This window comes from Agarivorans sp. QJM3NY_25 (assembly GCF_050870875.2).
Classification (GTDB): Bacteria; Pseudomonadota; Gammaproteobacteria; order Enterobacterales; family Celerinatantimonadaceae; genus Agarivorans.
Map to the genome: position 1 here is coordinate 1,398,156 of NZ_CP194041.2, position 24,582 is coordinate 1,422,737.

Below are 24,582 nucleotides of genomic sequence, written 5' to 3' on the forward strand. Positions count from 1 at the left end.
CTAAATAAAGAAGCCACTGGGTAAGCAGTGGCTTAGCTTCGATTAGAAGGCTCGTCCTTTTCCTTGGCCACCTTCTCCTTGGCCACCTTCTCCTTGGCCACCTTCTCCTTGGCCACCTTGTCGCATTCCTCGTTGGTGATTTAATTCATTCTGGTCGAGGAATTGATCGCCATTACTATCTAGGCTTTCAAAGGTCGGCGAGTTGGCTATGTTTTTTAAATTGCGACCGGCTTCGGTTTGTTGTGCGATACGCTGGGCCTTAAAGGCATGAAACTCGTCTGCACTAATCCGTTGGTCCTGATTGGTATCCATTGTTGTGTAGGTTGGCATTTGTTGGCGCTGACTACTGTTGTTATTGCCTTTACCTGTGGCATAAGCTCCGAGGCTAAGAACAAGACCTAAGGCGGCAATTGCTGAAATAGTTAATTTGCTGTTCATCATGTATCCCCTCTTGTTTAGTTATTTAAAGGATAGCGATTTGAATGTATGGCAACGTCAGTCAATGTAAATACTTGTAAAATATCAATTAAATAAGGGTGTAAATGGTATGTGTTCGTATTCTTGTTGGGTGTGAAGCGATGCTAAGTGCTGAGAAGGGAGGGTATCGTTTGGTGCCTAATTTAATGTTTGCTGTAACTCAATTAGTCTTTCTTCAAATCGACTCACATTGGTGATTGACACTCGGCTGCCAAAAAGAACTTGAGCTAACAAATGAGAAACCTGACAAATATGCCATTACCTTTTTTATCGTTTTCTTAGAATGATGGCGCTCAATCAGGAGATGTCATTGGAATACAAAGGCGTTAATCGGCCATTGTATTTTAAACATTTTCAGGATACGCCCAGTGCGGAGCTGTATACAGGGGGAGAGGCTGGAGGTTAGATACCTGCGGCTACGTGATCATGTTTTTGCGTTTTGTACTGTACTTATTTTTACCCAAAATGCTTCTTGGCAATGATTAATAAAATTTTTACGCTTTGGGTTAATGTCATAATCTTCAGGCTCAAATAAAACTTCATAATTGATAAAGGATTCTTCACAAGCCACTTCTGTATTCGAAGATTCAACGTCCTTCTCAATACTCTGCTTTATCGTTACACCATTTCTAAACTTAACTATTTGCTCTGAATATTGAGTAACTACCCCATCATCTTCAACTAACTCATTTACAATATTTCGCTCAACAATCAATTGATTTTCGAGTGAGTTGGTGATTATCGATACATATGTAAATAAGTTGTTCATAATATAAATGCCATAAAATTGAGGCTCACATAACGCTGCACTCTAGCGAGCTCCCTCGTAATCCTTAGGGTATTCATATAAGTAGAAGGACGATATTCAAAAGATATTCAAAGAGATATTCAAGACAGCCCCACCTTAGGGCTTCAATTGAACAACCCGCCAATTAGAATGGCGGTCTAAATATTTGTACTAGAATTTCGACTCATCGCTGAGGGCAAACTTGAGCGAGAACGCCGAAGTTTACCCCATTTACAATGTTATCGTGGACGCAGACCATTTGTCATCAAATGCCTTCAAGCGTGGCTTTGATGGTATCTTCAAGGGCAATGGTTGGACGACCAATGAGGCGTGACAGGTCGCGGCTTTCACTATAGAGTCCACCTTTGGCTGCACCAACCTCTGAATTAGCCAAAAGAGTGGCAAATCCTTCTGGTAAGCCCGCGCCAAGTAATAACTGAGCAAACTCTGCTTCTGGCATATCTTTATAAGCAATGACTTGGCCAGCTGCTTTGCTAACTGCTGCCGCGTATTCACTAAGTGTAAATGCTTTATCGCCGGCTAATTCGTAAACCTTACCTGCTTGTTTATCGCTGGTGAGCACTACCGCTGCGGCTTCTGCATAATCGAGGCGGGGAGCGGTTGAATATTTACCGTCAGCTGAACTACCACATATCACACCGTGGGTTAGGGCCATAGGAATATTCATTGTGTAGTTTTCGGTATACCAGCCGTTGCGCAATAGGGCGTGAGGGATCCCTGATTCTGCTAATAGTTTTTCCGTTGCAATATGATCTGCTGCCAGTGCTAAGGGGGAGCTATCCGCGTTTAATAGGCTGGTATAGGCAATAAAAGGGATGCCCGCAAGTTTGGCGGCGGTAATGACATTGTGATGCTGAGATTGTCGATTCTGCATATCACTTGAAGAAATCAATAATAACTTAGTGATACCTTTAAATGCTGTGTTCAGTGTTTCTGGTTGATCGTAGTCAGCAAGTCGGAGCTGGATCCCTTTTTCAGCGAAGTCTTTTGCGTTGTCAAGGTTGCGCACGGCAGCAACAATTTGACTGGCATCGGTTCTTTTTAATAGAGCGTCAATTACTAAACGTCCAAGTTGACCAGTGGCACCTGTAATTAAAATCATATTTTCTCCTATTAATTTTCTCGCGTTGAGGCGTAGAATAAACGACTCGCTAACATATAGTAAGTACGCACCAAAAGGTAAGTATGAAAAGAGTGGATGAAGAATATGGCCAGCAGCCAAAAGTAGGGTTTTCAGAGCGTTTCACCCGTGGTGATGTTTTTTCTGCTCAATGCCCCTCACGCGAAGTCTTAAAACATATCACCAATCGGTGGGGCGGCTTGGTGCTGATAGCCCTTAAACTGAACCAAGGACCAGCTTATCGATTTAGTGAGTTACGCCGTCTTATACAGGGGGTGAGTGAAAAAATGTTGGCACAAACCTTAAAAATGCTGGAACAAGATGGTTTTGTACAGCGTACTGATTTTCAGGTTGTACCACCTCATGTGGAGTATAGTTTAACGCCCTTGGGTGCCGAAGTTGCGGTGCATGTGGTGGGTTTGGCGGATTGGCTCGAAGAGCATATTCAAGACATTTTGTCGCATCGCAAGCTAAGCTGATTCCGGCGTGCCACCATTAAAAATGGGTCCTTGTTTAATCCGTTCCGTGGTGAAGGAGCGCCTCATTTGTTTGTTGCAGTTTATGATTCGCTTTCCATCGCCAAAAGGAGAGTGCTTTACAAGTATAGGGGGGAAGATTTAGTCTCTCTTGCGAGACTAAAGAGTTATTCTTCGTCCTTTAAATTGCAAGCCATGATTCTCGGTCTCGAAACGAATTTAGGAGAAAACTTAATGAAGCAAGTGGGGCGGGTTTACCTGTTATGCGGAAAAGTTGCGAGTGGCAAGACCACCTATGCCAGAAAACAGGTTCAGCAAGGGAGGGCTATTTTGTTGTCGTTAGACGAGTTACATCTTAGTATTTTTGGCCCAGAGCCAACTCGAGAGCAAATTGACGATAGCTATGATAGTTGTTGTGCTTACCAACAGAACTTAGCCTTAAAGTTATTAAATTTGGGGATCGATGTTTACATCGATTGGGGTTTTTGGAGCCGAGCCGCACGCGTACAAGCGAAGCGTTTTTTTGAAGCGCAAGGTATGGTGGTTAGCATGATTTACTTTTCGCTGACCGATGAAGAGCGCCTGGCGCGAAACCGCCTACGCAATGCGGGCTCTGATCCCCATTCTTTTAAAATAGAAGAAAAGGATGTGAGTTTGTTCGATAGTTACTTTGAAACACCGAGTCCTGAGGAATATGACCTTGTGATTGGGGCTGAGCATTAAGTCTTGGTTTTTATTGTATCGCTTGATATGAATCGGGTTCGCACGACATTATGATTTGTTTCGGCTGCTGCTTCGCCCTATGACTAGTATTTAGTCTAGGCAAAGCATCCGTTTAGAGCACTATCGGTGAGATTGCCGAAGTGACTCTATTAATGGCTGTCGTTTGAACTTGTGACAGAACAGACTTTTTAAATCTACTGGAGCAGTGCTAAGGCGTATTGAGCGCACTTAACAGCCAAATTTTAGCTTCATCCCAAGTGGTTGTTTGCCCATCCATTAAACGGCCCAACATCACTCCCATCAAAATGTGGTAGGTTTTTTTTGCTGATTGCTCTCCGACATATTGAGCAATGAGTTCAAGGTACTTTTTTTCGGCGAGTTGCATATGCTGATCAGCACGAACTTGCTGGCTATTCATGCCTCGAATGTAGTCGAGTACTAACCCTATTTCATTAGCAAACCGTTGTTCAATTTGTTGCATCAGTGATAGCAGCGCATCAACTCGTTCAGTTAAAGGCGCGGTTAAGCAGAGCTGCGATAATTGCATGCCTTGCAGAGTGATGGCCTCGAGACTTGCAGAAAATAAACTCTCTTTACTAGGAAAGTAATGGTATAGCGCGCTTTTCGACAAGCCTAATTCTAGAGCCAGTTGGCGCATGCCAAGTTGTGAGTAACCGTGCTTTAAGAACAGCTGTGCAGCTTGCGTGGCAAGCTTTTGTTGGTACTGCTGGCGATCGACAATTTTGGGCATAACCTGTCCTTTTATAGTCCGTTTGGACTATAAGTCTTTGGCAAATCAGTCGCAAGCTGATATTTTATAGTCCAGTTGGTCTAAAATGCCAAGTGCTTAAGTACAATCCCAGATCATGAACTGCTGTATATCATGCTATTGCTGCTTATTTCGATTTTAGACCTCTGAATATTGGCTCACAGATAAGCTCGAAAGGAATTATATGATGTTTATTAATTGGCGTTATCCCCAACCTCGCCGCGGTCTTGCTGGCGCGATCGATAAATTTATTGGCCCTGGAGCTACTCGGGCTGAGTGGGGCTTGCAAACCATCATTCCAGCTGTTGCTGCAATTGCCGCTTTACTGAACGCTTGGCAACTTGGTGCTGAGTGGACTTGGTGGCAAAACATAGTGGCGGCCTTGATTGCATTTGATGTGATGGGTGGAATTATTACCAATGCTACTTCTAGTGCAAAGCGCTGGTATCACCGAGTGGGGCAGGGACGCAAACAACACCTGAATTTTATTGCGCTGCATTTTCTCCAATTGAGTTTGATTTCGTGGTGTTTCTTAGATTTTGATTTTGTCTGGATTGGTATTGCTGGGCTTTATATGATGGGTGCGGCTTGGCTGATTTTAACGACAGTTTTATATTTGCAAAGGCCTATGGCGATGGCCTTGTATTCTGGAGCCTTGTTGATTTCGCTCTATGTATTACCCGCAGCCTTAGGTCTCGAATGGTTTTTACCGATGTTTTATCTTAAGTTGTTGGTGAGCCATTTACCGCAAGAAGAGCCTTACCGGCCAAGCGATGAAGTGTGATTGTGGTTAACGATAGATTTATTGTGTCTTGGCTAAATGCTTTATTTGGGTAAGCGCTTTGATGTATTGATCGTTGTGGTTGATAGTTATCGTAAACTTTCGACATCACTCGATACAGAGGTTGAATTCGGTGCTGTGCAATGGTAATGCTATTTATCCATTTAGGGTAGATGGCTTAAATATCAAGGGATAGTGATGAAACCAGCGAAGGAATACATTGGCAGTTGCCACTGTGGTTCAGTTAAGTTCAAAATAAACAGTGACTTTAGTGAACTAACGACCTGTGATTGTTCTATTTGTCGACGTAAAAACGCTTTAATGGTGAAGGTTCATGAAACTGAGTTTACTCTACTTACCGGTGAGTCATCGTTGAGCGAGTATCAATTCCATAGCCATACCGCGAAACATTTTTTCTGTAAAATCTGCGGTATTTACCCGTTTCATCGAAAGCGGGTGACGCCTGATTATCTTGGGATCAATGTGTTTTGCCTGGATGATTTTGAGCCCAAAGATATACCTGTAAGAGCAACCGTTGGCGCAGGCATGAAATGAAGCGTATACCAAGCCTAAATGACTAAACTGTGAGAGTTTACTGCACTAATTTATTATTGGTGCCTTATCACGCTTGATTCTACTACATGCGTCATAACAAAGGGTGATGAGATAACGATCTCTTTGCTCACTATTTCACCGATATACTCATAGAAAATATAGTATTTTTTGTTATTAAGATTAACTTTCTTCTTAAAGGATATGCGTATGGGCATTGCAGTTGTCATTGCCTTGTTGGCTATCATTATCTTGATGTTTTTTTATTGGCGAACCGAAAGCCGCCAAGCACAAAAGCCCTTCAATAAAAGTGAGATTGAAGCGTGTGTTGCGCAATGGAAAGACTGGATTGAAGTCTGCAATTCAGAGTTTAAACCGATTTTTCAAGGCAAGGCTCTTGGTCAGGCCGATGGATGGGAGGGACTTTTGTTGGTAGGGAGCCTGTAAATTAAATTGTGTAATTGCTTATAATTAGGCCTGAACAGGCTAAGGATAAGCAACATGGATAAGAAAGCTCTCGAAGCATTTGCTCGTGAAGCCGCTAAGTCAATCAAGACCCCTTCAGATCTAGATGACTTTCGTAAAATGTTAACCAAGGTGACTGTTGAGACAGCGTTAAATGCTGAGCTTGATGACCACCTCGGTTATCAGAACACACGCTGAAAAGCCCGATAAGAATAGTCGTAATGGTTATTCATCCAAGACCTTGATCACCGACGATGGTGAGATTGAACTGGATGTACCTCGAGACCGAGATGCCTCGTTTGAACCGAAGCTTGTTCGTAAGCATCAAACTCGATTTCAATCGATGGATGACAAGATATTAAGCCTTTACGCCAAAGGCATGACAACTCGTGAAATCGTCGCTACGTTCAAAGAAATGTACGATGCTGATGTCTCTGCAAGCCTCATATCTAAAGTTACCGACTCAGTTCTAGAGCAGGTTGTTGAATGGCAATCACGGCCACTGGATGGGTAATCCTCCCATTATTAACCGCATTTATTCGTAGAATTCATGCTGCCGTTTTTAGTGGTGGGAACCCTCCATTTGCAAGGTGTGGTCGTTGATGATTGTAGAACCATAACCATTGGGTCGCCCGATCTTGAACCTCTTCAAGTGTGTCAAACAAATACTTACTCACTAAGCCAAACCTCATAGTACGGTTGAACCTTTCTATATAGGCGTTTTGTTGTGGGTTCCCTGGCTGAATATAATCGATTCGAATGTCGTGGTTGTTGGCCCATTTAATAAACGCATGGCCCCGAATTCAACTCCGAACTGCGACATTCTTAATTCTCAAGCCGCTTCCATTATTTCTTTGAAAATGACGGCGGGTTGCTTGAATCCTAAACATTTTTTCGGACGATAATTTATCCTTCGCTGAGCCCTCTCAATATCCTCATCACTGACAGTTCTTAGGTCTGTTCCTTTTTTAACGTATTGTCTCAATAAGCCATTAGCGTTTTCATTAGCTCCTCGTTCCCAAGAGCTATAGGGATGAGCAAAGTAAACCTCGGCCTCCAATGCCTCTGCTATTTCTTCATGGCCAGCAAATTCGCGACCATTGTCAGCTGTAATTGTATGAACGAATTCTTTGTAAGGCATTAGCATATCAATGGTTGCTTTCGTCACATCTTTTGCCGACTTTGAGGGAACTTTTTTTGTCAGATAGAAACGTGTTTTACGCTCTAAAATGGTGATGACAGCTCCTGTCCCGTGTTTACCTAAAACCGTATCAATTTCCCAGTCACCAAAACGTTCGCGGCTCTCAACAACTTCTGGCCGTTCATCTATCGAAACAGCATTTTTGATAGCAGGCGCTTTCTCTTTCTTACCTCGTCGATACCGTTTGTGGCCTTGGCGTAAGTGTCGAAAGAGTTTGCCACCCTGTCGCTTATTACGAGCAACAAAACGGTAAATCCACTCATGACTCACGTTAGCTCCAGCGCGGGTTAAGACATTAGATATTTGCTCTGGACTCCAATCAATAGTCAGCAACAATTCTACAAAACCTATGCGTGACTGAGATATTCGATACTTACGAGCTTGCCTTCGTTTCACTACCGCTAATTGATGGGCTCTATCTGGCAGATACTGCTCCTTCTTACCACATCGCTTCAACTCTCGATAAATAGTTGAGCGGTGGCATTTAACTGTATTGGCAATTTCTGGTACTGAAATCCCCTGTTCCAAAAGGGCTGAAATCTGATATCTTCTCCCCTCGGTCAACTGCTGATAATTCATGGTAGTACTGCTTGTTTCTTTGGCGAGAAGAGCGTACCACTTTCGGCAGTTGGCTTCCTCTTCTACACCTTTCCATGAATGTCGCAGTTATTATCTGAAATCGGGGCTAATGAACTCAGGACCATTGTCGCAGCGGATCGCAACAGGTTTGGTTCGTTGTTCGATGAGCTGCTCTAAGATCCGAGTGACTCGTACTGTGGGCATTGAAAAATCAGGTTCTGACGCCAGACCTTCACGTTTGTAATCATCTATCACATTGAATAAACGGTACTTCCGGCCATCAGATAGCTGATCATGCATAAAGTCCACGGACCAAACTTGGTTTGTTTTAATCGGCTCTTTAAGAGGCTCTGGCGTATGGCGATTCAGGCGTCGTTTTGGCCTAATACGTAAGTTTAGAGCCAATTCGCAGTAGATCCGATAAACCCGCTTATGGTTCCATGTATACCCTTTAACGTTCCGCAAATGGTGAAAACACAGGCCAAAGCCCCAGTCAGAGCAGTCTTCACTGTTGCACAGCGTTACTAACTCCTGAGCTATCAACTCATTCTCAGGTTGAAGCTTCGATTTATAGCGATAGCAGGTCTCGCTGATCCCAAACCAATAGCATGCACTTTTAATGCTGATGTGATAGTTCGCCACCGAACGCTGAGCCATCAATCGACGCTCACAGGGCTTCACCACTTTTTTGCCATCGCTTCTGAGATCACCTCTGCTTTAAGGCGTTCTTCCGCATACATCTTTTTAAGCCGTCGATTTTCATCTTCGAGTTCTTTCATCCGCGCCATAAGGGATGCGTCCATACCACCGTATTTCGAACGCCACTTGTAAAAGGTTGCGTTGCTCATTCCATGCTCACGACAGAGCTCAGGAACAGGTGAACCAGCCTCAGCCTGCTTGAGAATAGATAAGATCTGACTGTCCGTGTAACGTGACTTTTTCATGTTGAATCTCCTGTATTTACTATACGAGAAAATTCTACTTTTGCATGGGATTAATTTTCGGGGGAATTACCGATGCAGTCTATCCCATCGTCTACCTTGATTGCATCGTGGTGAAAATCCGCCAAAACAAACAGCTCGTCAATAAGGCGATTTACTTGGCTCTGGGCGTAAATATCGAAGGTCAGAAAGAACTTTTAGGGATGTGGATATCTGAAACGGAAGGTGCGAAGTTCTGGCTCAGCGTTCTCACTGAACTCCAGACTCGAGGTATCAACGACATTCTTATCGCTTGTGTTGATGGCTTGAAGGGCTTTCCAGATGCTATTAATGCCGTATTCCCAAAAACCCAAATACAGCTCTGTATCGTCCACATGGTGCGCAATTCAATGAAGTATGTCCCTTGGAAAGACTACAAGGCTGTAACGGCAGATCTCAAAGGTATTTACCAGTCGAATACCGAGGAAGAAGCGCTTCTGGCCCTCGAACAATTTGGTGACCAGTGGGATGATAAATACCCACAGATAAGCCGCTCTTGGACAGCGCATTGGGATAATTTAAATACATTGTTCAGCTACCCTCAGGACATTCGTAAAGCCATTTACACGACGAATGCGATAGAGTCCTTGAACAGTGTGATACGCAAAGCGACAAAGAAGCGTAAGCTATTCCCCACGGATGAATCAGCGAGGAAAGTTGTCTATCTTGCAATTATGGATGCATCGAAACGCTGGTCGATACCAATAAGAAACTGGCGACAGGCTCTCAATCGCTTTATGATTATGTTTGAAGACCGACTTACTGATTACTTGTAACCCAAAGCAGTTACACAGAATTATTTACAGGGTCTTGGTAGGCGTTTTGATCGAAGATAATATTCCTGCGCCGCTTGCCCAAGCCCTTAAGCGCAGGAATCCCGCATGCACCTCGGAAGGGCAGTTCTTGGTTCGCTGTTTGTCAGCTCACGATAAAGATTTCATCATGTCTGGGATTGAACCGCCAGAGAGAATTACTATGCTTGAATCACTTCTTGTTGCGTCAGATAAAATTGAAAGTCGGATTGTCCTGAATTCTGAATACCTTGACGCTATAGACATTCCCGAAGGGATCCTGCAATTCGATACTATTTGGCAAAACTCAAGCAAGCAGGCCGCCGGATAATAGGTGGCTTCGACCATCATTGACGCCTCTATAGTGTCAATGATGGTGATAACTAATTCCCCTCCCTTAAACAACCAATCTAAGCTGCTACACGGATCCCTTTTAAAATAAGTTGTGTTTAAAGGTTTCGCTGTTGAGGTGTCTTCGGTCACTCCTTATCCGCTTATTTATTAACGAAAATTTATATTACCCAGTTATTGGAGTGGTTCATGGCGAACCTCTGCCAATTTTTAAAAGAAAGGCTTGAGTGTCTTTGCTCGCTTCACTTTACGGCACACTGCTGGCTGCGCCTAGTAAGCTTTTATCTGGAACATATCAAGTGTCAAAATTAAACGGGTCAATCATTCCTTGCTATATGTGACAATTTGTAACCAATTGTAATTTTCCCTAGCACCTCTTAAAACAAAGTTTTAGCCCCTCAAAGGTAAATTTTGCTCCTCTGGGTAAAGCTTATGGTGGTCTTTACTCTATAGAATCAAATGGTTGTAGATTAGCTGTGTGTTGAAAAAATATGCGCGATATCGTCATTGAGAGAAATTCTTTGGATGCGCTTCCATATTCATGTCACCAGCAATTTTACCGTATAAAAACTAATAAAATTAGATCAAGGAGTGAAGGATATGTTAGAGCTAAAACCCAAAGTAGGTCTTGTTGCATTGGCCGTGACCATTACTTTGAGTGGCATGATTGCTGGGTGTAACGATGATGACGAAGTCACAGTAGACAGAACCAGTGACACTTATTATAAAACACTCGCAGAATCTATGCTTAAAGATTTGAGCATCAGTGAGAAGCTCGATATTGTTGCGGGCCCTGGGATGGATTTAAGCACTTATGCTGGGATCGATCCAATTAACCTACCTGAAGAGAAACAAGTAGACGGTGTCGCGGGCTATATTAACGGGGTAAGCAGTGATAGTTTAAGTATCCCGGCGGTTAAATTAGCCGATGGCCCCGCTGGTTTACGTATATCCCCAACCAGAGAAGGGCTTGGTGGTACTTACTATGCAACGGCTTGGCCTATCGGGACCTTACTTGCTTCCACCTGGAATACCGAGCTAGTTGAGCAAGTAGGCCAGGCTCAAGGGAATGAAGTTTTAGAATATGGCGTGGATATACTGTTAGGTCCCGGCATGAATATTCAACGTAACCCTTTATCGGGTCGAAATTTTGAGTATTACTCTGAAGATCCGGTTTTGTCGGGGATGATCGCTTCGGCTATGGTGAACGGTCTTCAGTCTAATGGCATCGGCGCAACTCTTAAACACTTCTTCGCAAATAATGCCGAGACCAATCGCTTCTTTCTTGATTCAGTTGCCGATCCCAGAACACTTCGAGAAATTTACTTAAGAGGTTTTAAAATCGCGGTTGAGCAATCGAAGCCGTGGGCAATCATGAGTCCTTACAATTTGATTAATGGCACTTATGTCAATCAACGCGCAGATATACTTACCGATATTCTACGCAACGAATGGGATTACACCGGCTTGGTCATGTCAGATTGGTTTGCTGGCAATGTTGCAGGATTTTCAACTGACTTTTCCGGCATGGTTGGACGGGATGAAGACTCAGCTGGCAAACAAATCGCGGCTGGCAATAATTTAATTGAGCCTGGTAATTTGAAAGGTGATTTAGAAGCTGCGCTTGAAAAGGGTGTGTTAACAGAGGAACAAGTCGATACCAGTGTGGTGGCGATTTTAACCCAAGTACAAAAAACACCGTCTTATAAACAGTATGACTATTCAAACAATCCAGACTTAAATAGTCACGCGGCGCTTGCGCGAGAAGCGGCTGCAGAAGGGATGATTCTTTTGCAAAATAATGCTTCAGCCTTACCGTTGAGTAAAGGTAAAAGCTTAGCCTCATTTGGGACTGTGCAAATTAATACCTTAAAAGGCGGCACCGGTAGCGGCGATGTGAATGCGGCTTATACCGTTGATATTGCCAGTGGTTTGGCACAGTACTACACCTTAAATGCTGACTTGAAAACTTTTTATACGGATTACTTCAACGAAAACAGTTACAGCAAACAAGCCTTGCTTGGCAGCTATCTTTTTGCCGATGAACCTTCGGTTTCTGATAACGCAAACTTACCAACGCTGATCGCAGAAGCGGCTGAATCAAACGATGCAGCAATCATTACCTTGGGGCGTCAGGCGGGTGAAGGTGAAGACCGCACCAATACTCAAGGAGACTATCTGTTAACGGATGAAGAATTGGAAATCATTGACGCAGTATCCAGTGCCTTCCACGCCAAGGGTAAAACGGTCACCGTGGTACTGAATGTTAACGGCTTAGTCGATACTTCGCAGTGGGGAAGTAAAGTTGATGCCATTCTTCTCGCCTATATGGGGGGGCAAGAAACTGGGGTCGCGGTTGCTGATATTATCTCGGGTGAGGTCAATCCGAGTGGTAAATTGGCGCAAACCATACCTGCTTCTTATGCTGATGTACCATCGGCAACAACTTTCCCCGGTGTCGATGTTGATGCCGATGGGCTGGCGGATAAGTCGTATTATAACGAGGGCATTTATGTTGGTTATCGATACTACACCTCGTTTGATAAGAGTGTCGCCTACCCATTTGGTTATGGTTTGTCGTATACCGACTTTAGTTATAGCGATACTGGCATCAGTGTAAACACTTTTGCTTCCGATGGTGCGTCTGGCCAAGTCACCGTGACCGCAACGATTAGCAATGTAGGCAATGTGGCAGGAAAAGAAGCGGCTCAGGTGTATGTTTCAGCACCCGAAGTTAAGTTGAAAAAACCAACTATTGAGCTAAAAGCATTTGCTAAAACTAAACTTTTAAATGCGGGTGAATCACAAACTTTAAGCTTTAACATCTCGGCGGAGACTTTGGCTAGTTTTGATGCTGAACATCATCAATGGATTGTTGAACCCGGTACCTATCGTGTTTATGTTTCACCATCATCAGATGTCTCAAATGTAGCACCGCTTACCTTCTCGGTTAATCATGAGATTGTGATTAGTGAGACCACTCCGGGGGCGCTTGCCTTAGCTGAAGGGGTTGTGGCCAGCGATTTTATAACTATAAACGAGTAGCCTCTCATTAAATGCTTTAACTTGGCTGAATCGTGATGCTGCGTACTCAAAGTGAGTAGCATGTCAGAGGAACTAAGTAGCATTTTTTAAGAGTTTGCCCTAGGTCGTACTGGCCTAGGGCCTTTTTATTTATATCGAGCTTAGCGATTTCTATTGCCCAGACTGTTGTTTGTTTAGCAGGCTGGTGCGATAAGTTTCATCACTCCCGCTAGTTGATCATAGCAAAATCATCCTCAATGAATTTACCATTCAGGATATAAACACTGCCATTTGTATAACAATAAAATGAAATCCTTTTCAATCACAAATTGGAGATGTTTATTTGACTGAAGCCTCAGTTTGTTTGTTTTCATGCGCACTTTTTCAGAAGAGTCGATTATGGTCAGTCTGGAAATGACCGAAAGAGTCATTAGAGCTTGGCTAACAGATACATTCGAATTAAGGAAATATCATGAACAAGGTAGTTTTACTGGGGCTGTTAACCGCTTCTCTTTCTGCTCAGGCAGAATGGGAATTCCGGGGAACCCCTAATGGTTGGCAAAACACGCCACTGGAGCAGCTTGCAAGCAATCACTATCAAACTTGCCAAAGTTTTGGTAACAGTGATCCTCGCTTTAAAATCGTTTACATTGCAAAAAGTAACTAAATAAGGTTACTTTTTACAATGTAATCTATTTGAGTTACTATTCATTGAGGGGACCCTCCAATTAAAGGATGTTTATGGCCGATGTTGCAGTGTTAAGTGGAGATATTGTGGGCTCCAGCGACTTACCAGCGGACATTTTTGCTGAACTGATTGAGTGCTTAAACCAAAGCTTAAGCTTACTTTGTGAGCGTTATGATGCGCGTTATGAAATGTTCCGTGGTGATGCTTTCCAACTGGTGGTGAATCAGCCTAGTTGCGCTATCGACTGCGCTTTAACCATCCGCTTAGCCTTAAAATCTTTTGGTTCGAAACGGCAAGGTTTTGATGCTCGCATTGGCATCGGGATTGGCCAAATCGACCCTTTAGATGAATATGTGTCGCGTTCTAGTGGTCAAGCCTTTGTGTTATCGGGGCGCGGTTTAGATAGCTTAAAGCGCCAGTATTTAGCCATTTTTGCCGACAATCCGCAGTTTTTACGTGGGATTGACTTACTCACCAAGTTTGTTGATTTGCAGATCCAAGAGCTTACAGTCAAACAAGCCCACGCCTTAGCCACTTATTGGCAGCTCAGCGAGCCAAGCCATGCGGCCTTAGCCAAGTGTTTGAATAGCTCCCGAGTCAATGCCACCAAATTATTGAATCAATCACAGTATTTGCTTCTCGACGAATACCGCCAACTATTTAGGCAACTTACGGAAGAATTTTTTAATGGAACCCTTACTATTGATGCTCACTAGTGTGGGCTGCGCTTATGTTGTATTTGAATTTTATCTCAGTCCTCGACGTTGGCCCGAGCAGATCCAACAGACTAAGTTACGCGCTGCAGCCTTGTATATACGCGCTTTATTTATCACGCTGTTATTTGCGGGCATTACCAGCTTGTTTATCGGCGTTTCGATACAGTTAGCACTGGCTTGTATCACCTTGTTCTTTGCAAGCCTCATTATTCCTTTAGTTGGCGCTTACTTACCTTTGAGTGCCGCCTATTTATTCGGACAACAAATTATTCATTTGGCCGTATTAATGGTGTTATTGGTTGATTTAACCAACCATTGGGAAGGCTTTACCCAAAAGTTGCTGCAACTGGTCGATGCGGGTGGCCTGCTGGTGGTGCTGGCTTACCTGTTGGTTCTTAAACCCAGTTCATGGTTGCTGGCATTGTTATTAAAACGCTGGACCCCCAGTGTTCCGTCGAGTCAACCGACCCTCGATTCGGCGGGTCAGACAATTGGTATGGTCGAGCGCAGCTTAGTGCTCACTTGCGTACTGATAAACCAGTTTGCCGCCATCGGCTTTATTGTGGCGGCGAAGTCGATTTTTCGCTTCGGTGATTTAACCGGGAACAGTGATCGCAAACTCACGGAATACGTGATGCTGGGAACTTTGTTAAGTGTTGCGATTAGCGTATTTGTCGGTTTGGCGGTAAAGGCTTTGATCGGAAAATAGCGGCTGTATGGCCAGTTTTTTTGTTGCGCGCAGGCCAAAGGCATCGAGTATAGTTTAAAGTGTTTTTCTTGAATTGTATGATAAATCGAGCGTTGTCAAATCATCGTCTACGCTTTTTCGTTAGACTAAGCAAAGTCTTAATTCCGGTTTGGTGAAAACTTAATTGAAAATAGTCTCCGTCTTTAATATGACTCTGTTACTTATGTTTTGGGCTTCTAATGCTCAGGCGGTTATTGACCTACAGCGTTGGATGCTAAGTATTCCGGTTGATGAGACGCACAATGGCCGAGCCGATAATATTAAAGAGCGCGAGTTGGTTGCGGGCTTTGCGTATTCACCTTATTTTGAAGTGAAAGCCGACCGCTTGGTATTTCGCTCGCCCGTTCAGGGGCCAAAAACTTCATCGAATACCAGCTATACACGTTCGGAGTTACGCGAAATGCTGCGCGCGGGCGATAAGCAGATCAAAAGCCAAGGGGTGACGCGCAATAATTGGGTGTTTTCTTCAGCACCGGAGCAAGATCAACGTTTAGCGGGCGCGGTTGACGGGGTGATGGAAGCCGAGCTTGCGGTTAATCATGTCACGACTACGGGTGATAAACGTCAGGTGGGGCGAGTGGTGATCGGGCAAATCCATGCCAACCACGATGAACCAATTCGGCTCTATTATCGTAAACTGCCACAACATCAAAAAGGTTCTATTTATTTTGCACATGACCGCATTGGTCGAAAAAATCAGTGGATTGAAATGATTGGCAGCAAGTCTAGCTCAGCCCCGGAACCGGAAAACGGGATTGCGCTGAATGAGCGTTTTACTTACCGCATTGCGGTGAGAGGCAACTTGCTGACGGTTACGCTGAAAAAAGCGGGCGATGAGGATATCGTGCAACAGCTCGATATGTCGTACAGTGGTTATGATCAAGGCGGTCAATATATGTACTTTAAGGCAGGGGTATACAATCAAAATAAGTCGGGTGAGCCAGACGACTACGTACAAGCAACGTTTTATCGTATAGATGTTTCTCATTAAAGGCTTAAGGCGCATACAGCTTAAGAGATAGTCGGTATACTAATGGTCTTCTCGTTCCTTGTTAACCCCGCATAAGGTTTTTCATGAGCGCTTCCCTAGAGCAGCAACTTCAGGCCAGTTTTGGCTTCGATTCCTTTCGCCCAGGCCAACAACAGGCGGTTCGTCAGTTGCTGGCGGGCCAATCGACCCTAGCCATTTTTCCAACGGGCTCGGGCAAGTCTTTGTGTTATCAGTTTAGTGCCTTGCAGCTCCCGCATTTAACTTTGGTAGTTTCACCTTTATTGGCCTTAATTAAAGATCAATTAGAGTTTTTACATGCCAAGGGTATTGCGGCGGCTAGCCTTGATTCAAGCTTGAGCCCGGCGCAAAATCAGCAAGTGATGAGCGAGGTGCGCAGTGGCCAAACCAAGATCCTGATGGTTTCGGTGGAACGATTTAAAAATGAGCGCTTCCGCCAATTTATTCAAGCGGTGCCTTTATCGATGCTAGTGGTGGACGAAGCGCACTGTATCTCGGAATGGGGGCATAACTTTCGACCCGACTATTTGAAATTGCCAACTTACCGGGAACAACTGAATATTCCCTTGGTGTTGCTGTTAACAGCAACTGCCACCAAGCAAGTCAAATTAGATATGGCGCGGCGTTTTGCGATCAGTGAACAAGCCATTATACAGACTGGCTTCTATCGTAGTAATCTTGATTTAACGGTGACGGCGGTGACCTCGCAAGCAAAAGATCAGGCTTTGTTGCAGCTGATCAGTCAACAACAGGGCGCGGGTATTGTTTATGTGACGCTGCAACATACCGCCGAGCAAGTAGCCAATTACTTACGAGCCCATCAGGTTAACGCCCAAGCCTATCATGCGGGTTTTAGTAGCGAGCAACGTCAGCAAACGCAAAACGATTTCATGCAAGATAAGCTGCAAGTCGTGGTGGCCACCATTGCTTTTGGCATGGGGGTTGATAAAGCCAATATCCGTTTTGTGGTGCATTATGACTTGCCCAAATCGATTGAAAATTATAGCCAGGAAATTGGTCGCGCAGGGCGCGATGGCTTGCCATCGCAGTGTGTGACACTGGCCAATCTGGACGGTTTAAGCACCGTGGAAAACTTTGTCTATGGTGATACACCGGAGCTGAACGCGATTGAATATGTTTTGGAAAACATTCGTCAAGAGGGCCAAGGTGAACAGTGGGAGTTGCAGTTAAATCGTTTGTCGAGTGCTGCAAATATTCGCCAGTTACCGCTAAAGACCCTGCTGGTGCAGATGGAGATGCAGGGGCTGATCAAGCCCTTGTATGCCTACTATGCCGACTTCCGCTACAAGTTTATTCAAGACAAGGCAGCGTTGTTGGCGATGTTCAAGGGCGAGCGACAGCAATTTATTGCGGCCATTTTTGAGCATACCCAAATGAAGAAAATATGGGGTAGCTTAAACTTCGACAGCTTATATCAAAGTTATCGTGCGGAACGCTCAAGGGTGGTGGCCGCTCTAGAGTACCTACATGAGCAAGGTTTGATAGAGCTAGAAACTAAAAAGATTACCGAGGTCTATCAACTCAATTTAAGCGCGTTGGCAGAGCCGACTCTCGCCGCTAACTTGCATCATTATTTTTGTGATAAAGAAACCAAAGAAATTCAACGAATTGCCAAGTTAGTCGGTTTTTTTGAGTTAGATAGCTGTTTGAGTTACCAACTCGCGGGATACTTTGATGATCGGCAGGCACCGCAGCGTTGTGGTCACTGTAGTGTATGTCGAGGAAAGGTGGCTCGCTTGAGTCATTCACAAATTCCGATGGTGCCTAATCAAAGTCAGTTATTGAGTGACTTACAAGGCTTGCAACACCATATACACAGTAAAGCCGATGGGGCATTTAGCCAAACCTTAGCTTGTCGTTTTTTGGCGGGTATTCATGTGCCTTTATTTACTCGTTTGAAAATTAAAGCGTTGCCGGGCTTTGCGCGTTGTGAGCAACAACCCTATGCCGATATTATGACGCAAGTGCAGCGATTGTGGTCTGAGTTAATGTAGTTGAATTGTTTTAGATCAAAGGCTTGAATTAATCACCAGACAATTCACGATGAGCGCTTCAATCTCTACCATACTGTAAGGAACGCCGTAGCGGATTATTTACATGGGAGCAAGGCATGACTATTCTCAGACATGGCATTACTATCGGAATTGAACGCTTAGAAACTCGTTTATTGCTGTCGATGAAAGCTTGTGGCACCTTGACTCATCAGGACTATCAACAAGTGACTCCGTTGCTTGAGGCGGCTTTAGTTGAAGTGAAGCATGCGCCGGTTCGGGTTTTTTTTGATGCCACAGAACTTGAAGGCTGGGAGCTTAGAGCCGCTTGGGACGATTTTAGACTCGGTCTTAAATACGGCCAAGATTTTGATAAAATAGCTATTTTAAGTCAGAAGCAATGGTTGGAATGGGCATCCAAGGTGGGGCGCTGGTTTGTCAGTGGTGAAGTGCAAATTTTTGAGAATGAACAAACTGCCTTAGTGTGGTTGGAGCAATAAACGGTCGTGACAAACCATGAAAAATAAGGCCAGAGCAAAGTCTCTGGCCTTATTTTTTAGTCACTAGCCACTAATCACTAATCATTAAATTTGCTCATGACTTGCTTGTTGCATCGGGCTTTCCTCTTCCTCTAATATTTCAGAGCTGGCTAAATATAAGAAGTGCAAATGACGTTCGTATTGGCTGATCACATCAACAATAATTTGGTCTTCGGTATAACCAAATACATCGTATTGCTGGCCGCCTTGTAATAGAAATACTTCGGCTCGGTAATAGTCATTATGCTTTTCGTCGGCATAGCTGGGCATCACAAAGTGACGTAAGCGGATCCCATAGGCGAAGTTTTCAGCTTCTTCCTTATAAATGGTTAAGCGGATTTTCTCACTATCTTCAATTAACTTGGCGTTTAGCCCATTGGCACTGAAGTGTTCGACCAATTGCATAAATGCCGGGCGTACCACTTGGCTCACAAATCCTTGTGCTTCGGGCCTTAAGGGGTGAACTAACAGTGAGTCTAAGCGGTCTTTCCATGAAATATTTGCCTTGGAAAATTGCACCGAAGTATTATGGGTTTGTACGCTGTTTTGTAGCATGTAGTCGTGTTTTAGTGCTTTTAACAAGGCATAGCAAAAACACAGTAAGACAAACATAAACGGAAACGCCGAAGCGATGGTTAAAGTTTGCAAGGCTGCTAAGCCGCCTGCAAATAATAAGGCTGCAGCAATAAAGCCAATTAACAAGGTCCAAAAAATTCGTTGCCATAATGGGGTATTGGTTTCGCCGCCTGCAGTTAAGGTGTCAATCACCAAAGCGCCAGAGTCAGCTGAGGTGATAAAGAAAGTGGTCACTAACAATACCGCAATACCAGATAGCAGAGACGAGAAAGGAAGTTGTTCAAAAAACACAAATATTGCAGTGGCAACATCGTGATTGACTGCTAAAGCTAATTCGCTCATCGCATCGCCAGCAATCAAATGAATGGCGGTATTGCCAAACACGGTCATCCACAAGAAAGTGAATCCTGAAGGGATAAACAACACGCCAATAATAAATTCACGAATAGTTCGGCCACGAGAAACCCGTGCAATAAATATCCCAACAAAAGGTGACCAGGAAACCCACCATCCCCAATACAGCATGGTCCAACCGCCAATCCAGTCTTCTTTGCGATCGTAAGCGTATAAATTAAAGGTACTACTGACCAGCTCACTCATATAGGTGCCAGTGTTTTGTACGTATGATTTTAAGAGCAACTCGCTGGGACCAAGCAATAACATGGCAATGAGTAGCAACAAGGCTAAAAACATATTCAGATTGGATAAGCGCTTAATTCCGCCATCTAAGCCTAAAACCACAGACACGGTAGCCAAACCAATCACCACAACAATTAGGCCAAGCTGTACCCATTCGTTTTGTGGAACATCAAATAAGTAACTTAAACCAGCGTTGAGCTGTTGAACGCCAAATCCCAAAGAGGTGGCGACACCAAAAATTGTCCCGACCACTGCAAAGGTGTCGGTGGCATGGCCAATCGGCCCATAAATACGATCACCAATCAGTGGGTATAAAGATGAGCGGGGTAATAAAGGCAGCTTATGTCGATAGCTGAAGTAGGCGAGTGATAGCCCCACTACCGCATAAATCCCCCAGGCATGCAGTCCCCAATGGAAAAAGGTAATCCGCATCGCTTCTTTGGCGGCAGCAATGCTAGCAGGATCGCCCACTGGCGGTGACAAATAGTGCATTACTGGCTCTGCTACACCAAAAAACATCAGGCCAATGCCCATTCCGGCCGAGAATAACATCGAAAACCAAGAGATATTGCTGTAGTCGGGTTCCGAATGGTCGGGACCCAATTTAATGTCGCCTAAGCGGCTGACCATAATGAACACGACAAAAATAAGAAATATCGCAACCGATAAAACATAAATCCAGCTGACATTCGTCGCCAACCAAGATTGAATCAGGTTAAAGCTTGTCCCTGTATATTTGGGGCGTAAGGCTGAAAAAATTGCGATCGATAAGGTGATAATTAAGGATGAATAAAATACCGGAGCATTTATTTTTTTAGTTAAGCGCATTAAAAACTCTTGTTAGGCAGGTCTGCCATAAGACAGAAATATGATGACTGCTATCACACCACGAGGAAGCCAGAACGTGGGGGTAAGCTTGTGCGTAATATTGAGTTACGCGGAGTAAACAGCCGAAAAAACACGTTAATACTATTCTTCTTGGAATAATACTTCACTTACATGTGCATTATTCGGCGTATTATAACAGATGTGTCGGCCTTTTGCTGGCTAGTGAATCAAGAAGAAAATCGCCATGCTAAGGACTGCGGTAATGAGCGCATTGCGGGTAAATATTGCCAGTAAGGTGGCGAGTACCGCACAGACTAGATAGGGGTTATCGAATCCAAGGCTTAACTGTCCATCCCGAACAAAAACGATGGGGGCAAAAATAGCAGTGAGCACCGCAGGTGCAGAGTAACTTAGAAATTGTAGTGCACCTTTGCCTAAACGTAGCGGAATACGCGGTTCTAAAAATAAATAGCGACTGGCAAAAACAATCCCTGCCATAGCAATAATGCTTAACCAAATCATAGGGTCTCCTCACGCCACCGCGCGTAAGCGGTGGCCAAACTCATCGCTAAAATGGCCGAGATTAATAATCCACCCGGTATCGCAAATAATTCACAAGTGACGGAGCTCACCAAGGCAATCAAAACACACAGTAAGCCCGAGGCTTGTTTGATACTGGGCACGACTATCGCGATAAAGGTGGCGGCGATGGCAAAATCGAGTCCCCAGCTGTCGAGATTTGCGATGTTGCTGCCAGCAATAATGCCCACTGCCGAGGCGATATTCCAAGCCAAATAGAAGCTTAGGCCGCCGCCGAGGGCAAACCAAGGATCAAAGGGTTTATCGACGCCTTTATTGGCAATCGCAAATAACTCATCGGTGAGTAAATAACCTAAAACAAAGCGCCACTTGAGCGGTAGTTGGCTTACCTGAGGGCGCATCGCCATGCTATAGAGCAAATGGCGCGAGGTGATGAGTAGCGTGGTGAGCAGCATACTGAGCAGGCTGGCTCCAAGTTTAAACATGCCTGTGGCCACTAGTTGTGCCGAACCGGCAAATAAAATGGCTGACATGGCTTGGCTTTGTAGGGGACTTAAACCTGATTCTAAGGCATACGAGCCTGCTAGAATTCCCCAAGGGATCACCGCAATCGTCAGTGGTAATACCGCCAAAGTACCCTTTAAAAATGCGCTGATTTTATTTGACCAGCGGGAATGTTGAATGTAGCCGATAGTTGTCACAGGGATCCTATATTAAAGCTGAACTTCTTTAGCATAGCGGCCAGGACTGACGCCTAGCGCACGCTTAAAATGGCGGTGAAAGTGGCTTTGATCATGGAACCCACAATCTAAGGCTACTTTAAGCAAGGGTTGACCTTGGCGCAGTAATTGTTTCGCTTGCCTGAGCCGAGCTTGGATCTGATAAGCGTGGGGTGGCATACCATAACGTTTCACAAATTGCTTCGCCAAGTGGCAAGGACTGAGATGTACCAGTCTGGCTAGTTCACTTAAAGATACATTTGCGGCAGGCTGCTCGTCTAAGCACTGCTTTACCAGTATTAGTGCCTTGCTGGCCGGTTTGAGTGAGTATTGTGGTGGCACACTTTTGCCATGGCTCGCCATTAGTTGACTTAGGCAAGCGTAGACCAAGCTCTCACGTAATAGTCGATTGCTTGAGTAGTTTAAACTGTGGATGGTATTTCGCAGTAATTGCGCTAGTGCTGCATCTTGTACCACGGCTTGGGTAAAGTAGGGAGCAAAGTTATCACTTAGACCCTGAGCTTGGTTGACTTCGGCAAACTGCTCGGGGGTTGGATATATGGCTTGATAAGACCAGCCCCCTTCGCTTGCGGAACAGCCGTTATGGATCTCATCGGCGTTGACTAAAATGATACTATTGCTGGGCGCGATATGATCCCCGCCAGTGCGATAAAAGCGCTGTGCGCCAGTCTCTATAATGCCAACCGTAAAACCTTCATGGCTATGCCGAGAAAAGTTTTGTTTCTCATAGCGTGCCTGCAGAATTTCGATGCCACCAAGTTCATCGGCAAACTGATAATGTGCTTGTTCTTTTGACATTTCATTCACCTCCTTGTTAGCAATTTAAGATCGTCATCATAGCCTAATTGGCCCCCCAAGTTTTGTACAGAATTGTTCATTTACAAAAATCCGCTAAGTATTATTGGGGGGTAGGACGATTTTGTTTGTAATAAACCGGCTTCCAACGAGACGAAGTCGTTTCGTGAAACAAATCTGTACAGTTCAATCTTGGTTTCACCGAGCGGAAGTTAATGATTTCTAGTTAATACCTTGACACTGTATTTGAGGTTTATTTATTTGGCATTCTACGATTCCTTGTGTTGTAGGGGGAGTTTTGAGCTGCGCGCGCACTAAGCGCTTGCTGCCAATATTACACTTAAGATAGATGGTTTCTTGCAAAGTCTAAAGTCTACTGACAGGAGGCTGTCAGTAGGGAGGGCTTATGGTTGCTTTGTCAATCGCAAGGTAGAGAGGGCTCTATCTTATTGGCATTCAATTATGTTAAGGAGAATCACATGTTAGCAGTAGCACCTTTAGTTTGGGGCGAAATCGCAGTCACCGATATGGAGCGCGCCGTCGCATTTTACCAGCAACATTTTAACTTGAGTTTTCATCGTGAAGTGATGGATATGATGGAAATGGCTATTATCGAAACCGAAGTATTGGATGGTGCAAATGTGGCCCTATGTAAACATCCGTTAATGATACCAAGTCTTGAGGGCGCAACTGTGTACCTCCATGTGACGGATAAACTGAATCCTTTATTGGAAACCATGAGTCGCGCTGGAGTACAAATATTGTTACCACTGACACCAATTAAAGGCGGGGAAAAGGGCTATATTAGCTTGTTTGTGGATAGCGAGGGGAATAAAGTCGGCCTATGGGCTAAACAGCAGTAATCGCGGTTCCTTGACAGCTCGTTTGGTTTTCTGGGCGAGTTGTCATTTCGGTGGATGAGAAGAGAGGGATATGAGACGGGCAGACAGACTCTTTCAGTTGGTGCAGATTTTACGTTTACGTCGTTTGACCACTGCGCAGCAGTTAGCCGAACGTTTGGAGGTTTCTACCCGCACCATTTATCGCGATGTGCAAGATTTGTGTCTCAGTGGTATTCCCATAGAAGGTGAGGCGGGAGTCGGCTACATATTGCGGCAAGAGGTTAATGTGCCGCCATTAATGTTTAATGAACAAGAATTGGAAGCGATACAGATTGGGATGCGGATGGCGCAGACTTGGGCGGGGAAAGAGCTAGCTGCGGCGGCGAAACAAGTGATGATTAAGGTTGAGGCCGTATTGCCAGAGCGCTTACAAGCCTATCAATCATTAATGTTTGCGCCAGATTTTTACATCGATCAGCAAGAATTTAGATTTTTGGATCCGCTACGTGCTGCGACCCGTGAACGAGAGTATCTACAACTGCTCTATCAAGACGCAAAGCAGCAGCTGAGTGAACGAGAAGTGCGCCCATTAGCGATTTATTTTTGGCGAGGAAGTTGGACGCTGCTCGCTTGGTGTGAGCTTCGACAGGGCTTTCGCAATTTTCGAGTCGATCGAATTACTCATCTGAATCATTGCCAACGTAGTTTTGCTTATAGTCCGGGTAAGGAGCTGAATGACTTTGTTGCCTCCTTAGCACCACAAAATTGTTAGCTTTTGTTCTGTTTTTGTTAATTCACGCATGGCGGTGAAGC

The 24,582-nt window shown here is 44.5% G+C and carries 24 protein-coding genes and 4 pseudogenes; 17 read left to right on the top strand and 11 right to left on the bottom strand.

From position 1 onward, the window contains the following. Positions 1-42 precede the first annotated feature (42 nt). From ACRRSW_RS06450 to ACRRSW_RS06460, 3 genes are all read right to left on the bottom strand, one after another. Positions 43-441 carry a hypothetical protein gene (locus ACRRSW_RS06450; protein ID WP_432458932.1) on the bottom strand — a complete coding sequence of 133 codons (399 nt, stop codon included), beginning with the start codon at positions 439-441 and terminating at the stop codon, positions 43-45. A 460-nt stretch (positions 442-901) separates the two neighbouring features. Further along, positions 902-1,246: a hypothetical protein gene (locus ACRRSW_RS06455; protein WP_432458933.1), complete on the bottom strand. Its 345-nt coding sequence runs from the start codon at positions 1,244-1,246 to the stop codon at positions 902-904. Positions 1,247-1,529: 283 nt separating this feature from the next. Beyond that, positions 1,530-2,387 carry an SDR family oxidoreductase gene (locus ACRRSW_RS06460; RefSeq protein ID WP_432454019.1) on the bottom strand — a complete coding sequence of 286 codons (858 nt, stop codon included), beginning with the start codon at positions 2,385-2,387 and terminating at the stop codon, positions 1,530-1,532. Positions 2,388-2,470: 83 nt separating this feature from the next. Between ACRRSW_RS06460 and ACRRSW_RS06465 the strand changes: the two genes are divergently transcribed. Continuing rightward, on the top strand, positions 2,471-2,884 hold the full coding sequence (locus ACRRSW_RS06465; RefSeq protein WP_432454018.1) for a winged helix-turn-helix transcriptional regulator: 414 nt from the start codon (positions 2,471-2,473) through the stop codon (positions 2,882-2,884). A 231-nt stretch (positions 2,885-3,115) separates the two neighbouring features. Then, positions 3,116-3,604, top strand: coding sequence for an AAA family ATPase (locus ACRRSW_RS06470; RefSeq protein ID WP_432458934.1), 489 nt, complete (start codon positions 3,116-3,118; stop codon positions 3,602-3,604). A gap of 208 nt (positions 3,605-3,812) precedes the next feature. On the opposite strand, the gene ACRRSW_RS06475 is transcribed toward ACRRSW_RS06470, so the two are convergent. After that, positions 3,813-4,355: a TetR/AcrR family transcriptional regulator gene (locus ACRRSW_RS06475; protein WP_432454016.1), complete on the bottom strand. Its 543-nt coding sequence runs from the start codon at positions 4,353-4,355 to the stop codon at positions 3,813-3,815. 202 nt (positions 4,356-4,557) lie between these two features. On the opposite strand from ACRRSW_RS06475, the gene ACRRSW_RS06480 reads away from it, so the two are divergent. The 4 genes and pseudogenes from ACRRSW_RS06480 to ACRRSW_RS06495 all read left to right on the top strand — a co-directional run. Then, entirely contained in the window at positions 4,558-5,157 is a 600-nt protein-coding gene (locus ACRRSW_RS06480) for a hypothetical protein (protein WP_432454015.1), read from the top strand. Between the two features lie 195 nt (positions 5,158-5,352). Beyond that, positions 5,353-5,709 carry a GFA family protein gene (locus tag ACRRSW_RS06485; RefSeq protein WP_432454014.1) on the top strand — a complete coding sequence of 119 codons (357 nt, stop codon included), beginning with the start codon at positions 5,353-5,355 and terminating at the stop codon, positions 5,707-5,709. A gap of 207 nt (positions 5,710-5,916) precedes the next feature. Further along, entirely contained in the window at positions 5,917-6,153 is a 237-nt protein-coding gene (locus tag ACRRSW_RS06490) for a hypothetical protein (protein ID WP_432458935.1), read from the top strand. Between the two features lie 54 nt (positions 6,154-6,207). After that, positions 6,208-6,679: pseudogene (locus ACRRSW_RS06495) on the top strand (transposase); the annotation flags it as partial. Between the two features lie 40 nt (positions 6,680-6,719). On the opposite strand, the pseudogene ACRRSW_RS06500 reads toward ACRRSW_RS06495, so the two are convergent. From ACRRSW_RS06500 to ACRRSW_RS06510, 3 genes and pseudogenes are all read right to left on the bottom strand, one after another. Next, positions 6,720-6,965: pseudogene (locus tag ACRRSW_RS06500) on the bottom strand (integrase core domain-containing protein); the annotation flags it as partial. 38 nt (positions 6,966-7,003) lie between these two features. Continuing rightward, positions 7,004-7,951 (bottom strand): IS30 family transposase, encoded by a 948-nt coding sequence (locus tag ACRRSW_RS06505; RefSeq protein WP_432458936.1) that lies wholly within the window; start codon positions 7,949-7,951, stop codon positions 7,004-7,006. A gap of 105 nt (positions 7,952-8,056) precedes the next feature. Further along, a pseudogene (locus ACRRSW_RS06510) lies at positions 8,057-8,895 on the bottom strand (IS3 family transposase); the annotation flags it as partial. Positions 8,896-8,966: 71 nt separating this feature from the next. On the opposite strand from ACRRSW_RS06510, the pseudogene ACRRSW_RS06515 reads away from it, so the two are divergent. From ACRRSW_RS06515 to ACRRSW_RS06555, 9 genes and pseudogenes are all read left to right on the top strand, one after another. Further along, positions 8,967-9,707, top strand: a pseudogene (locus tag ACRRSW_RS06515) (IS256 family transposase); the annotation flags it as partial. A gap of 46 nt (positions 9,708-9,753) precedes the next feature. Beyond that, positions 9,754-10,053 (top strand): hypothetical protein, encoded by a 300-nt coding sequence (locus tag ACRRSW_RS06520; protein ID WP_432458937.1) that lies wholly within the window; start codon positions 9,754-9,756, stop codon positions 10,051-10,053. A gap of 620 nt (positions 10,054-10,673) precedes the next feature. Continuing rightward, entirely contained in the window at positions 10,674-13,118 is a 2,445-nt protein-coding gene (locus ACRRSW_RS06525) for a beta-glucosidase (RefSeq protein WP_432454012.1), read from the top strand. A gap of 451 nt (positions 13,119-13,569) precedes the next feature. Next, on the top strand, positions 13,570-13,764 hold the full coding sequence (locus ACRRSW_RS06530; RefSeq protein ID WP_432454011.1) for a hypothetical protein: 195 nt from the start codon (positions 13,570-13,572) through the stop codon (positions 13,762-13,764). A 74-nt stretch (positions 13,765-13,838) separates the two neighbouring features. Beyond that, positions 13,839-14,501, top strand: coding sequence for a hypothetical protein (locus tag ACRRSW_RS06535; protein WP_432454010.1), 663 nt, complete (start codon positions 13,839-13,841; stop codon positions 14,499-14,501). Continuing rightward, positions 14,473-15,210 (top strand): DUF3307 domain-containing protein, encoded by a 738-nt coding sequence (locus ACRRSW_RS06540; protein WP_432454009.1) that lies wholly within the window; start codon positions 14,473-14,475, stop codon positions 15,208-15,210. The genes ACRRSW_RS06535 and ACRRSW_RS06540 overlap by 29 nt, the downstream gene beginning before the upstream one ends. A 202-nt stretch (positions 15,211-15,412) precedes the next feature. Continuing rightward, entirely contained in the window at positions 15,413-16,240 is an 828-nt protein-coding gene (locus ACRRSW_RS06545; RefSeq protein WP_432454008.1) for a polysaccharide lyase family 7 protein, read from the top strand. 83 nt (positions 16,241-16,323) lie between these two features. Beyond that, complete coding sequence (locus ACRRSW_RS06550) at positions 16,324-18,273, top strand: RecQ family ATP-dependent DNA helicase (protein WP_432454007.1); 1,950 nt, start codon at positions 16,324-16,326, stop codon at positions 18,271-18,273. Between the two features lie 116 nt (positions 18,274-18,389). Then, a complete protein-coding gene (locus ACRRSW_RS06555) occupies positions 18,390-18,770 on the top strand; it encodes an STAS/SEC14 domain-containing protein (protein WP_432454006.1) in 381 nt (126 codons plus the stop codon). 84 nt (positions 18,771-18,854) lie between these two features. Here ACRRSW_RS06555 and ACRRSW_RS06560 read toward each other — a convergent pair whose 3' ends face one another. The 4 genes from ACRRSW_RS06560 to ACRRSW_RS06575 form a co-directional block, all read right to left on the bottom strand. Next, positions 18,855-20,852 carry a BCCT family transporter gene (locus tag ACRRSW_RS06560; protein ID WP_432454005.1) on the bottom strand — a complete coding sequence of 666 codons (1,998 nt, stop codon included), beginning with the start codon at positions 20,850-20,852 and terminating at the stop codon, positions 18,855-18,857. A gap of 219 nt (positions 20,853-21,071) precedes the next feature. After that, entirely contained in the window at positions 21,072-21,374 is a 303-nt protein-coding gene (locus tag ACRRSW_RS06565; RefSeq protein ID WP_432454004.1) for an AzlD domain-containing protein, read from the bottom strand. Next, on the bottom strand, positions 21,371-22,099 hold the full coding sequence (locus ACRRSW_RS06570; RefSeq protein ID WP_432461099.1) for an AzlC family ABC transporter permease: 729 nt from the start codon (positions 22,097-22,099) through the stop codon (positions 21,371-21,373). Before ACRRSW_RS06570 ends, ACRRSW_RS06565 begins: the two co-directional genes overlap by 4 nt. Before the next feature lie 6 nt (positions 22,100-22,105). Next, positions 22,106-22,930: an AraC family transcriptional regulator gene (locus tag ACRRSW_RS06575; protein ID WP_432454003.1), complete on the bottom strand. Its 825-nt coding sequence runs from the start codon at positions 22,928-22,930 to the stop codon at positions 22,106-22,108. 476 nt (positions 22,931-23,406) lie between these two features. Between ACRRSW_RS06575 and ACRRSW_RS06580 the strand changes: the two genes are divergently transcribed. Together ACRRSW_RS06580 and ACRRSW_RS06585 are read left to right on the top strand one after the other, a co-directional pair. Next, positions 23,407-23,790, top strand: a complete 384-nt coding sequence (locus ACRRSW_RS06580; protein WP_432454002.1) for a VOC family protein — start codon at positions 23,407-23,409, stop codon at positions 23,788-23,790. A gap of 70 nt (positions 23,791-23,860) precedes the next feature. Further along, positions 23,861-24,541 carry a helix-turn-helix transcriptional regulator gene (locus ACRRSW_RS06585; RefSeq protein ID WP_432454001.1) on the top strand — a complete coding sequence of 227 codons (681 nt, stop codon included), beginning with the start codon at positions 23,861-23,863 and terminating at the stop codon, positions 24,539-24,541. Positions 24,542-24,582 lie beyond the last annotated feature (41 nt).